General features: G+C 50.7%; 10 protein-coding genes and 1 pseudogene. All 11 read right to left on the bottom strand.

All coding sequences use genetic code 11. The features are described 5' to 3' along the window. Nucleotides 1-73: 73 nt before the first annotated feature. Nucleotides 74-313 (bottom strand): ogr/Delta-like zinc finger family protein, encoded by a 240-nt coding sequence (locus tag KAJ71_RS07575; RefSeq protein ID WP_248945152.1) that lies wholly within the window; start codon nt 311-313, stop codon nt 74-76. Beyond that, nucleotides 310-852: an NAD-dependent aldehyde dehydrogenase gene (locus KAJ71_RS07570; protein WP_248945151.1), complete on the bottom strand. Its 543-nt coding sequence runs from the start codon at nt 850-852 to the stop codon at nt 310-312. Before KAJ71_RS07570 ends, KAJ71_RS07575 begins: the two co-directional genes overlap by 4 nt. Nucleotides 853-1,528: 676 nt before the next feature. Further along, nucleotides 1,529-2,530 carry a hypothetical protein gene (locus tag KAJ71_RS07565; RefSeq protein ID WP_248945150.1) on the bottom strand — a complete coding sequence of 334 codons (1,002 nt, stop codon included), beginning with the start codon at nt 2,528-2,530 and terminating at the stop codon, nt 1,529-1,531. Nucleotides 2,531-2,862: 332 nt separating this feature from the next. After that, nucleotides 2,863-3,150 (bottom strand): annotated as a pseudogene (locus tag KAJ71_RS07560) (IS5/IS1182 family transposase); the annotation flags it as partial. Between the two features lie 181 nt (nt 3,151-3,331). After that, on the bottom strand, nt 3,332-3,589 hold the full coding sequence (locus KAJ71_RS07555; protein WP_248945149.1) for a hypothetical protein: 258 nt from the start codon (nt 3,587-3,589) through the stop codon (nt 3,332-3,334). Between the two features lie 14 nt (nt 3,590-3,603). Continuing rightward, the gene (locus KAJ71_RS07550; protein WP_248945148.1) at nt 3,604-7,500 is read right to left on the bottom strand and encodes an RHS repeat-associated core domain-containing protein; all 3,897 of its coding nucleotides are present in this window, start codon (nt 7,498-7,500) and stop codon (nt 3,604-3,606) included. Between the two features lie 16 nt (nt 7,501-7,516). Further along, entirely contained in the window at nt 7,517-8,647 is a 1,131-nt protein-coding gene (locus tag KAJ71_RS07545) for a hypothetical protein (RefSeq protein WP_248945147.1), read from the bottom strand. Further along, complete coding sequence (locus KAJ71_RS07540; RefSeq protein ID WP_248945146.1) at nt 8,647-9,363, bottom strand: DUF4123 domain-containing protein; 717 nt, start codon at nt 9,361-9,363, stop codon at nt 8,647-8,649. The genes KAJ71_RS07545 and KAJ71_RS07540 overlap by 1 nt, the downstream gene beginning before the upstream one ends. A gap of 30 nt (nt 9,364-9,393) precedes the next feature. Continuing rightward, nucleotides 9,394-9,867 carry a hypothetical protein gene (locus KAJ71_RS07535; RefSeq protein WP_248945145.1) on the bottom strand — a complete coding sequence of 158 codons (474 nt, stop codon included), beginning with the start codon at nt 9,865-9,867 and terminating at the stop codon, nt 9,394-9,396. Continuing rightward, the gene (locus tag KAJ71_RS07530; RefSeq protein WP_248945144.1) at nt 9,864-10,343 is read right to left on the bottom strand and encodes a hypothetical protein; all 480 of its coding nucleotides are present in this window, start codon (nt 10,341-10,343) and stop codon (nt 9,864-9,866) included. The genes KAJ71_RS07535 and KAJ71_RS07530 overlap by 4 nt, the downstream gene beginning before the upstream one ends. A gap of 1 nt (nt 10,344) precedes the next feature. Continuing rightward, nucleotides 10,345-12,813 carry a type VI secretion system tip protein TssI/VgrG gene (gene tssI / locus KAJ71_RS07525; protein ID WP_248945143.1) on the bottom strand — a complete coding sequence of 823 codons (2,469 nt, stop codon included), beginning with the start codon at nt 12,811-12,813 and terminating at the stop codon, nt 10,345-10,347. Between the last annotated feature and the right edge of the window lie 7 nt (nt 12,814-12,820).

The following is a 12,820-nucleotide window of genomic DNA, read 5'->3' as shown; positions in this document are numbered from 1 at the left end:
AGAAAAAAGGCTGTTTTCGGGAGAGCGGTAGAAAGCAAAAAACCGCATCCTGGTAAAGATGCGGGGTGGTTAATCAATGCAGGCAATTATTACTGCCGTAGCGGTTTAACGTTCGGCGTTCCGGTGGGGGTGGTGCCGGAATAGTTTCCGGTGGCAAGGGCCGCTGAATAACATGCTCAATACTTTCCCGCGTTTTAAAGGTGCTGGAACAGTCGATATTCTGGCACTGGTAATACGCCTCTTTGGTCTGCTCGGTTAAATAACGGCTGGTGCGGGTATGTGAACCACTGCGGCAAAAGGGACAACGCATCATGATTTAATCCCCCGTTCCTTAAATTTCTTGCGTTTTTCCGCTATTTCCGTTGCCAACTGCCAGCGTTTGACTGGGCTGTCGCGCAGCGCCGGTAATACCCCCGTTTCCTCAGGCTGTGTCAGACCGATATCGCTCAGCACCGGGTGCTCAATATTCTTTTGCGCCGTAGCCGTAATAACATGCGCAGTCAGCGCCCCCAATACGCTCTGTTCAATCACTCTCATCGGGTTATCGTGGTAAACACTGTAGGCTTTCTTTGCCAATGAGCAGGCATTGATAACATCGGCGCTCAAGAGCGCTTTCCCCAGGGCGTCGACGGCCTGGCTCATTGCGTGCTCGGCAAAGGCGTTCAAAGCCTCTCGGTGCGCGTCGACCAGCTTGGGGGCCGTCGTTCCACAGCAAAGGTGGAGGTACATTTTATCCACCTCCATTTCTTCAATCAGGCCGTCAAACTCTTTGGTCAGTTCCCGCTTGGAGATCCGGCTGTGGTGCTGCGCTTGCAGCTTTTGGGTGATGGACTTGGGTAGCGTGGTACTCATTGTGGTGTCTCCGGTGTTCGTCAATGTGTCGCCATTCTGTTGATAACCGCACAACATCGCTATCAATCCCCGTTGGATCACCGGCAGGACAACACCCCGTGAAATTGCCCAGAAAACCATCACCAAGATTTTAGTTTTTATATAAACTATTCACTACTGTTCACTTTAATAAAAAATAGAGTTAAATCAGTAAGTAAAGTAGTGAACAGTTACTGTAAAACTCATCACTCACTGTTCACTACTGTTCACCCTGCCCAAAATTGACCTTTTCCCTGGCTAGCCTCTTTATCGTCTTTTTAAATGCTTTTACCTATTAATTATTATTGATTTACCACTATTTATTTAAGATTGAATTCCTTCTCCCCTTCCTCACCCCTTATCACTATTAATCACATAATGTGTATATTTTTCAGTCAATTGCGTAATCCACCACACAACAAGCCCTTGTTGCCATCATGAAAAATATTCACATAATCCCGCAGACCTTGCGCGAATATGAGATCACCTTACTTAAGCGCAAGACCAACCAGGGGATACAGACTAACCTGGTACTGAGTGAGGATTGCGAGGCCGATTGGCTGCCGAAGTGTGACTTTTCATAAATAGACCCTGGAGAAGCTAAAAGAGCTTAGTTTCTCCAGTAATTAAGAATGGCTATCAGCATAAATAATCACTGCTACTGATTATCATTATTCCTTCCTACTTGAAGCCTTCCTCCCTTAAATTGAATGTTTGAACCTGAAACACCCTGTAGGAAAATCTCATAGGGATGTTTTGTTTTTTGCTCTCTCTGAGCTCTATTTGTCATGATTGACTTAATAAGTGCAACATCATTTTCGTTTAAAGTCTCTTTTAATTTTATTGTATTAATAAGGTTCGTGAGAAGGTTTTGTTTTGACCAGTCCTCTCTCAACGCTAGTATGGTCAATGTTCTAGAATTAGCAAACTTAATGACATAAATTACAAATGCAGCAAAGCTGATATAAAGGCCTGACATAGTTAGTGCTAATTGAGTTGGAAATGAAAAGTTAGGGTTTTGTTGACTGCCCCCTATTACAACATAAGTAAAAACGATAACTAGCAACAACATGGCTATATTTACAAAAACAAATAAATTAACCAGTATTGCCTTTAGTTTTATTGAGTTTTTATATTCATCATCAAGTAAATACTCATAGTCTTTTTTCGCACTCAGATTAATCCCATCATCTATATCTGAGCTTATTCTACCTATCATATCTTTGTTATTTGTTGCTTTTAATATTTCGTTCCTAACCATGCTTTCAAATTCAGCACTTACATCTGATTGTATAAAATCAGAGTTGCTAATTTTTTCATGTAGTAACTCTTTCGACATTTCAGATATAACACTTTCAACTTTATCTTTTAAGTCATCACTTAAGTTAATTGTATTTATTTTCCTTAATTCTGATTTGACTTTATCAATAGTCCCTATCACACCAACTAACTCAGCATCACCATTAATAGCAATGGTTAACTCATTGACTTTATTCTTTAATTCATTAATCTCACGCTGGTTAGAATCAGCCTCACTATCTTTAAAGAAAAAATTACCCTTCCCAATAGCCCTAATCGAAATAAGCAAAGTCAATGCTATAAATATCGACCCTATGTTACTGAGTAACAAATTTGAAATCATTTCAAAATTAAAATCCATAATATCCCTCGGTCATTATTGTAATTATAATAATTAGCATGCGTATATTAATTAAAAGATACACTAAAATTAATATGTACTTAATGTAACTTATCCCAACTAACTAGTGCAACTGCATGTTCTACCGCTTATAAGGGAATACTGCCATCAACACCCAATGAACCTAGCTATGAACTACAGTGGGTATGTCACGATCGTTTCTGCCGATCAATACGCAGTTATTGATCTGTCAAATCCATTGGACGCTGCCGCAGTGAGGCATTTATAGTTTCAGGCGGCTTTGTTGAATAAATCAGATTTGGACAAAAGAACCCCTTGAATGTGCATATACCTCAGGCAACGCGCACACTTTTTGGCATACCCGCGAGCGTCATCTTGTTCAATGCACGGATCATCGCCATAGCCTCACCGACCTGCGCATCATAGTCACGCAGCGTAAGGTACCCGCCTAACAGTTGTTTGACTCGGTACATCGCCGTTTCGGCCACCGACCGCTGGTTGTAAGCCGTGTTCCATTTCCAATAGGCATTACTCCCTGTAAGCCGCTGCCTTGCTACCGCCTGATTTCTGTCCGTGTACTCCGTTGGCCAGTAACTTGCGCCGGCTCGCGGCGGGATCAGTTTTCCCCTGCCACGCTGTGCCGATCTACCGCCGTGTGGCTGTCGGGGAATTGTGCACTCAGTAACTGCCCCCGCGCATCATAGCCGTATTCCCTTGGGGCATTGCCCGTGATGCTCGCCAGCTCTCCCTGTGCCTGGTAACGGTAATGCTGCTCCCACAGTGGCGGCAGTCACCGCATGGTTAGATTGCTGCTATTTTATTGAAATGGTAGTTATTCCATTTAAAACGTATCAGGTCGTCATCTGTCGCTTCGACAGCTTCAAAATCGGCGAGTAACGTCAAGAAATTATTGACGTTTTTATCAGCATCATCAGGGGTCAACCACCCCATTTCACACTCTTCACAATGTAGGTATAACCTATTGTTAGTTGTATCTTTGAAAATAAATAGGCGACCTTGATGACAAGCTGGGCATTCTTTATAAAAAAACATACTCATGTGTTGTATCCTTATTAATTAGCTGGATATGACGTAATAATTTTGTTTGTTCCAGGTACTAATTTTATCTCTATAGAATAAAACAGCTCTCCTGTATCCGCAGCCATCCCTCCTGCACGGCCTGTCAGCTTATCCATTTTTACTTTAAGTGTACCGGTAGAGTCAGGAGTAACACCTGTTCTTGCGGCCTGTTCCCACGCTTGGTTAGTTACATCAACACCATCGCCATAGAAAACGCCATGATTAGGTTTTGCAGGATTATCAATATTATGCAATCTCACATGATCTGTTCTCACTTGACCGGCATACGCTCCTTTCTTGGGAACAACGGCATCCCAATCTAGTGGCGAATAATTTGTTGGTAGCGGTGGTAATCCTCGATCAGGTGATGTTTTTGGTTCAGGGTTTCTATCCCCTGTAGGTTTGCTATCCGACCCCGGCATTCCTTTAAGCCCTAGTGGATCTACCCAGCCAACCGGGTTCCCATCAACATACTGATAAGAGTTCAGCCCACCATCGAGTTTTACCGGATCCGCCGTCAAATACCGCCCAACACCCGGATCATAATACCGGTTCAGGTTGTAATACAGCCCGCTTTCCGCATCTTCGTACTGCCCCTGAAAACGCAGTGGGTTGTTCACCTTAGGTTGTGGGTGTTCATACGGATCATCCGGTGGCGTCCATTCCTCCGTCAGTTGCCCATAGGCGCTGTACTGCCCCCGCCATACGGTGTTGCCCTCGTTGTCCGTCAGGCTGTGCGGCGTACCAAGGTGGTCATTTTGGTACCAATAGGTCCTGACCTTCGGGCTGTTCACCCGTGCTGAACCTACTATCGTCGCCATTGGCCGGTGGCTGCCCGGCTCATACAAAAACGTCTGCCAGTGGTGTTGATTGTCCGTTTCCGCAATCAGCTTATTGCCCTGCCACAGGTATTCTGTGGTCTGGCCCTCTACTGTTTTACTGGTCCGGCGGTTAAACGCATCATAGGTGTAGGTGCTCACGCGCCCGTGCGGATCGGTCCGCTTTATCAGCCGGTGCCGACAATCATAGGCAAAGGTGGTCACCAATTTGTGGGCCTTGCCGCGCCGCTCTACCGCCAGGTTACCAAAGCGATCGTACTCGAAGTGCCTGTCACCAAAAAACGCCAGCCGGTTGCCAGGGGCGTTGTCCCCCTCGCCATGTTCACTGACCCGGTTACCGGCCCCGTCGTACAGGAAGCTTTCCCCTGCCACGCTGTGCCGATCTACCGCCGTGTGGCTGCCGGGGAATTGGGCACTCAGTAACTGCCCCCGTGCATCATAGCCGTATTCCCGTGGGGCATTGCCCGTGATGCTCGCCAGTTCACCCTGTGCCTGGTAACGGTAATGCTGCTCCCACAGTGGCTGTAGCCCCATCTCGCCGGGCCCCTGCAAGCGATGCTCCACCCTACGCCCAAGGCTATCGTACTGGTAGCGGTTGACCAGCCCGTTGCCCTGCCGCCGCTCCTGCTCGCGCCCGGCGTTGTCGTGGCTGAACGCCAGCAGCGGCTGTTCATTCAGCGTGATCCCCTGCACCCGGCCATGTTGATAGTGGTAGTTCAACTGTTGGCCGTCCGGCAGTCGGCTGCCTTTCAGTAACCCGCTATGTGGATCGTACTGATAACGTTGCGTTGCCCACCCTTGATGCTCTGCTACCAGGCGATTGGCGATGTCGTATTCCCAGGCCAGCGGCGTCTGCCCGTCATTGACGGCAATTAACCGCCCCAGTGCATCATAGTCGTACTGCTCTACCTGCCCATCCGGCAGGGTCTTACGCAGCAGTTTTCCCTGCCAGTCGCGCTGGTAGGTGGTGACCAGTGGCTCCGCATCTGGCTGATTGCCGTACTCTTGCTTTTCAATCAGCCTGTCGTTCAGATCGTACGCATACGCGGTTTTAACCCCGTCAAACCCGATCTCTTCACTCAGCAGCCCCGTCGCCGTGTAAGCCAGGCGGTAACTTTCCCCTTTCGGGTTGAGGATCTCACTGACCTGCAGGTGCGTGTTGTCGTAACGATACTCCAGCGCACTGCCATCTGGCAGGATCTTGCGCGTCAGCAGATGCAGGGGGGCGGCGTACTCGTAGCGGGTCACCAAACCGGCCGGATCGCGCGATTCGGTCACCTTGCCATAGGCATTGTAACGGTATTGCTGGGTGCGGCCGTCCGGCGTGGTTTGCTCCAGCAACCGCTCCAACGCATCCCAGACAAAATGGGTGGTATTACCTGCTTCATCGGTGACGGCGATCGGCTGGGTGCCAAGAGGGGTATAACGGTAACGGCGCACGCTACCGCCACTGGTGGTACTCTCCAGTAAACGCCCTACGTTATCCCAACGATACGTTTGTGTCACCCCGTCAGGATGGGTAACGGCGCGCATCTGCCCGTCCGGGAAATAGTCGTACTCGGTCACCTGCTCCCCAGGTGAGCGCGCCGCGTAGATATCCCCATGTTCATTAATGCTGTTGAGCCACACTTGCTCCAGGCGACCACTGCCCTTGGCCACCCGCTTGAGCTGACCGTCCAGATAGGTGTAGCGTGTCATGCTCCCATCCGGGCTCAGTTCGAGCACCAGGTTACCCGTGTCGTCATAAAAATAACGGGTCTGCTGGCCCAACGCATCGGTGGTGCTGACGCGTAACCCCTCTTCGTTGTACGTATGGCGGGTTTCTGCTCCGTTCGCCGCCTGCCGGAAAATCAGTCGGGCCTGGCGATCGTATTGATAGACCTCTTGGCTGCCGTCGCAGCGCCGTAGCGTCACCTGCCGCTGGTTATCGTCCCACAGGTAATGGGTATCTAACTGGGCGAAATTACCATCCTGGCGGATACAGCGTGATGCTGGCCCCACGCCTTCCCAGGTCCAGTTAAAACAGGCCCCGCCCGCCAACTGGCGCTGTGTGATGACATGGACTTCATCGTACTGGTAGTGCTCTTGCTCCCCACAGGCGTTCAGGGCGCTGACCAGTTGCCCGGCCGCGTTGTAGGTGTAATGTGCCAGCACTTGCTGCGTCACCCAGGCCGCATCACGATAGGCCTCTTCACGGATCAGTGCCTGCAAATGGACCTGCGCGATGTGCGCCGAGTCGTCATCCGTGTACTGGAACAACAACCGGCCCTGCGCATGCTGTAGGTGGATCAGGCGCTGCTGGCGATCGTATTCCAGTTGCAGACGGTGGTGATATTTGTCGCTGAGTGCGGTCAACCGCCCCCATTCTCCCTCACGCACAAAGGTATACACCCCTGCGCCACCGCCAAAGGTGAGGCTGTATTCGTTCTCGTGGCTACCTAGGGCCAGCACCGCGCCCCCGAGCACATTGGTCAGGATAGGGTGTTCGGCATTCGGATAGGGGAAGGCGGTCCGCTGGTTTTCATCGTTATGCCAGACAATGGTGTCGTCGGTAAAATGCAGGCGATGGGAAAGGCTATGGCTCCAGCCGTACCCCAAACCCAGATCCCCCTCACAGGCGCTGGTGCGATAAAAACGCTGCCAGGTGAACGGCAACAGCCCCGGCAGGCTGCCTTCGACGATTGTCAAAAGTTCTTCGCCCGTACACAACGACACCGGATCGCCGTCCATATCCGCGTGCTCGCTTCTTGGCGTCGCCTTGCCCTGCGGATTGTGACCACTGCTGTTGGCCTGGGTGACCGGCGATTCAATCTTGATTTCATGCAGGTTATTGGACCCAGTGGGTAGACTACTCTGATTTTCCAGGCTCTTACCTAAGCCAGCGGAGTTGATATTCGCAGTTTTTTGGGTATTTAACGGAACAGCCCCTGCCCGAATAGGCTTCTTGGTTAAATAATGAGGGATGTGTTCATTGATCAGGGAAATGATGTCTTTAATTCCCCCCATGATCGCTTTCCCTGCACCGGCATTGGCACGAAACAACGGTTTCATTGACTCTCCTTGATTATCAGGCCGGGATCATACCGGCTACGAAATCCAACCCGTCCAGGGCTAATTTGGCTACGGGGCCCGGTAGCACGATGTAGAGCAACAGCATCACGACCAACTCGCCTGCCGCGCCCCCGGCAAAATCGGCGATCTGTTGCGGTGTCAGTAGGCAAAAGTAGCTGTACAAGGCGTGGGCACAGATAAACATCAGCACCTCATCGGAGAGGATCACCAACGTATTGGCAATCTCTTGTCTGCCGGTTTTATACATCTCTTCCATTTTCGCCACCCCCTTTTCGCCGATATAAGCCAGCATGGCATCCAGGTTCTCGCTGGTGACCCATTGCACGATCTTTTTGGCTGTCTCGTACAGTTCGAGGATTTTGTCGCGTAACCCGGCAAAAAACGCTTTGAACGCCTGGGTAAAGTCCACGTGAGAGCCTCTGTCTGTAAAATCCTTCCAGGCTGCCTGCTGGTGTGTTTTCCACTGGGTTTCCAGCAGGTTGGTACACTTGACGATCAACTCGCTGTAGGATTCATCCAGCCGCTGGAGGTTACTTTCACTGCTGGCCTGGGCGTTGATAACAACGTGATAGGTGTAGGCATCGTCGCACTCGGGCAGTTCGATGGTGGCCATCCCGTTGTCATCAAAGGCCAGGCCATCCAGCACCGTGATGTCCTCAAAGTCCGAGGACGCCATGTTGTTGTAGTAAGGCCCGTACGCCTGGTTGACACTCATGTAGGCTATCTGCTGAAACTGTTCCGGGGTCTTTTTCTTACGTTTGATGATCTTGAAGGGCGAACCCGCGATTGGGATATACCCCTTGGCTTCAAAGGCGTGTGTCAGGGTAATGGGTTGATTAAGGGTGCACTGCATGATGCCGTTAAACTTTTCATCGTCTATCCGCTTGGTGGCCATGACAAAGTCCCCGACCTTCACTTCTTGATCCATCAACAGCAAGCTGCCTAACAGCGGAAAATCTGTCGTATCGTGGTAGCGTTTCAGGCAATTTTTAAAGCTGCTGACGACCTGTTGATAACGTGTTTCAGGGGTTAGGGGGTCAGCAGGGATCGTCACCCGTTTGTTGTAATTCCCGTATGCGCTGCTGGTATACGTCGTCGAGTTGTTGCCATACCCATAATAACTCATCACTCACTCTCCAATGTGGTGACGATGCGAGCCATCAGCCCTTCACGCTGTCCATGGCTTTGCACCAGTAAATGGCGGATCTTCATCTCCAGCAAGGCAGGGGAAAAACGCCCATAGAGATCGGCACGGGTTTCCTGCAATTGCTGTAATGCCTGGGCAATCACCGGCCCAGGATCCGTTTTCAGAAGTTGGTCAATCAGACGTTGCGGCACCTGCCACCAGGGGCTAACTTGGGCTTGCGCCGTGGGATCTACCGGGCAGGTAAACACTTCGTCGTTTATCCAGTAATCCGAGAACACCGGCAGAACATCTATCCAGTGCTCCCCCATATAACGCAGGTGTGCTGGCAGAAAACGTCCATCCCAGTAGCGGAAAAACACCGCTTTACCCCCAGGCATGATCACCTGAGTCAAACCGGCAAGGTGGGCAGCCAGGGCCGCCTGCGGCAACGGTGAACGCGCCAACCAGCCCCAGTTGCGCAGGGGCGTTTCTGCCACCCAACGCAGGAACGGGCTGCCATCAGTGAGCGGCACCAGCACCGGCATCACCTCGAACCAGTTGGCATACGGCGTATTGGCATAAAGCCCGTACGGCGTGCGGCTTCCATCCTCCCGGTAATAGGCCTTGATACCTTGCGCACCGTTGGTATTGGCCAAGACGGCGTACAACGGTGTTCCCGACGTGTTTCTTGCCCAGTCCTGTACACTATTTGACATGGTCATCTTCTCCTTGATTTAAGAAAGCCCCTATATTTCACATTCACGCCATAGATATTTAACTAGCACTGCATTCACTGCACCGATAATAAAGTCAAACGTCACAGCAGATGAAATGAATATATGAAAAATCATATAATCAACAAATCCACGAACGCCATCGTTAAGAATCTTAAGAAAACCACTATAGTCAGTGATAATAATTGAAAAAACCCATGAAACACTGCCAACTAAGAAACCTATCGCTATCCCCAACAGAAATACGATGTAATATCTAAATCGCAACATCCCTTTTAAATAGAGGCCAAAGGTCGTTACACAAAGAGCTGGGTACATAAAAAAATAGTACGTCAGGTAGAAAAAACCTGAAACATTGAACTTTCTTGTTGTAAATAAAAGCCAAAACAAGCTCACCAAACACAGCAAGAGGCTGAGCACCGCCATAGTGGCCCCAATCTTTAATTTTTCTGTGCCACAGAACAGAGTTGGTGAGCTGTTTTTCATTGTAAACCACCTGCTGTTTTTCCAGGGTTTTTAGGTTTGCACCAGAAGTATTTACTGATTGCGGAAATTACGGCTCCGATTAAAAAACTAAGTGTTAGCGCGGCGGATAATGGTACCGTAACTATAAGATAAGAAACTAACGTCTCTCTTTTAAGTGTGTTAATGAGAATCTCACGAGAATGCTCCATCGATAAGACGGATGCTTCCCAGGCAATAAAACCACAAATTGTTCCAATTAAAGCACCAAAAATAAATGTCGTGATATATGAGCGGTTACGCACTAAAAGATTAAAGAAAATCTTAACGAATAGAAGGTTAATCGTCAGCATAATCACATAATACAGGATGCGAAATTCTGAAGAGATATTCATCTTCCTAGATGAATATGAAAACCAAAGATACCCTAGCACGCACAATGACATGCAAAGTAAAATGTATAAACAAAATGACCATGGCGATTTATTGAGTTTTAGCATGTCATCTCTCCTTAATAAGATTTTTTTGTTCAATTTCATCTACAGCCTCATGGAGTGAACCGGGCAATGTATATGTTTCGTTAAAATAATATGGACTTAGAACACGAGAGATAGTCCTGGCACATAAGCCCGGTGTAGCCTCTCCAAATTCTATTGCTGCATCTATTACTTTATCTGCATCCTCTATAGATAAAGTAATATTGGTTTGTATTACTTTCGTGCTGATCATCTTTTGATAACCCACATATGCAGCTAAACTGGCCTCTTCATCAACAAAGAAGCCACCAGACCCTCTCATCCCTTGTCGATAGCTACCACCTGGATCATAGAGAAATGCTCTTTGTTTAGATGTTTCAATATATAATGCCGAATGATCACCCATCTCAACCAGATAGTCACCGTATGCGGTAATTAGCACCACTTTGGCATTCCCGGTGCCAGTATTTTGCTTTTTTGCACTTTGGGCATACTGCGCAACAGGAGCTTCATCTATCGCACAGCCTCCCTCTTTGCATTTCTCACACTCTTCGCAATAAGGGGTATCACTACTAAGCACCCCCTGCTGGATCAGCGTGGGGGCGGCCAGCAGTGGCACCACACCCGGCATTTTCAGGTTGACGCCTTGTCCGCTGCCCGCAGAGCCACTGCCCACCTGGAACGACGACGACGTGAAAATGGCCCCCGGTGCCAGTTTGATAAAGCTGCCCCCGGCCTTGAGCGTCAGCTCACTGCCTGCCGAGAGAGTGATTTTGGCCCCGGCTTCTACCGAGACCTCCTGCCCCGCTTTCACCACGTAGGCACTACCGACCTGCAAATGGGATTCGCCGTCGGCCAGTTCAGACTTTTTGCCGCTGGTATGCAGGGTGAGTTCACCCTTGATGCGGGTTTCCTGATTACCCTCGATGTCGCTCAGGCTGTTGCCGCCAATCTTGCTGTTCTGGTTGCTGCGAATGTCCCAGTGCGCATCGTTGTTGACCAGGGCCTTGAGGTCTTTCTGCGCATGCAGGTAAATCTCCTCGCTGCCCGCCTCATCCTCAAACGACAGTTCGTTAAAGCCCTCGGCCTTGTGCGATTTGGTGCGCCAGACCGATTTGGTCTTGTTGTCCGGCAACGGATACGGCGGTTTGTTCAGGCCGTTGTAGTAACGCCCGCTCACCACCGGGCGATCGATATCGCCGTTCAGGTAGCTGATCAGCACTTCCTGGCCAATCCTTGGCAGCGTCACCGAGCCAAAACCGTCCCCCGCCCACTGGTTGGAGACGGGTACCCAACAGGAGGCCTTTTCATCCGCCGGGTCGTAACGGTTCCAGTGGAAATGCACCCGCACCCAGCCCAGCTCGTTGACGTACAGCTCTTCGCCCTTTGGCCCGACGATCGTGGCCACCTCGTCCCCGTCGGCCAGCGGTTTGTAACGGTAGCTTGGCCGCCAGTCGATATTCCCTGGCGCAAAGGTCAGTGAGTTGGTGAAGGTGGTGCCGCTGCCGTTACTCTCTTCTTCCAGCGCGGCAGGCTGCTCCCCACGGTGGCTGACGGTGATCACCTGCCAGCGATCGTTACGCGCCTGCACCGGGTGGCCCTGCAAGGTAAAAATCGTGCCCGGCATCAGCCGGATGCTGTTGGTTTCTGCTGCGCCCTGTTGTGTGCCCGCTTGCATGGCCTCCAGCCGCACGGTGCTGAGCTGCGGCCCGGTCTGGTCATCCTGATAACGGCCGTAGCTCTCAAATACCGAGTACTGGGTGGCTTCACCGCCCAATGCAGGGTCGCTCTGCTTAAACTGCAGAGGATGGTCGGGCCGCCGGTGTTCGCGATCTTTCAGCACGCTTTCCCGTGACTGCATGTACGCCCCCAGGGTCAGCCGATGGGCGATGTCGCCCTGGGTTGGCGACTGGATATGCGGGTTGAAGGTCAGCGGGATACCTTCCGTCATGCTCAGGTGCGAATCGCCATACACCAGCTCGTTGTCTTCAAACCAGAAGCTGATCCCCACCTCGGCCATCAGCCGCAGGATGAAGTCCAGGTCGCTTTCGCGCTTCTGGGTCACGTACTCACGCGGTGGATAGGTCTGCTGGATATGGCTCTGGTAAGGGATGCGGTGTTCGTCCAGTACCTGATTGACGATGTCCGGCACCGACAGGAAATGGAAGATCCGGCTGTCCTGTTTCAGGCTCAGTACCCAGACATCCGGGCGGATCACCGCCTGATAGTAGGTGCGGCGAAAACCGCTTTCCCCCTGAGTCAGGCTGGCGATCAGCCCTGGGATCGTGCGCTGTTCCTTGCCACTGACGGTGACGGTCAACGCCCCCGGCTGCAGCAACTGTGCTTCCAGTTCGATGTCTGACCGGGTGCTGACCAGGTTCACCGTCAGGGTAAACAGGGTCGACAACCCTTCTTCCAGGGTAAAACCGGCCACGTCAAAGGTGTCCGGAGGCAGTTCACCGAGTTGGCTGCTGAAAAATAATCCGCTGTCCATCGTTCAC

The sequence above is a fragment of the Serratia silvae genome (genome assembly GCF_023282985.1).
In the GTDB taxonomy this organism is placed as follows: domain Bacteria; phylum Pseudomonadota; class Gammaproteobacteria; order Enterobacterales; family Enterobacteriaceae; genus Chania; species Chania silvae.
Note: the sequence above shows the minus strand (reverse complement) of the source record. Positions and strands in the feature narration are given on the sequence as shown.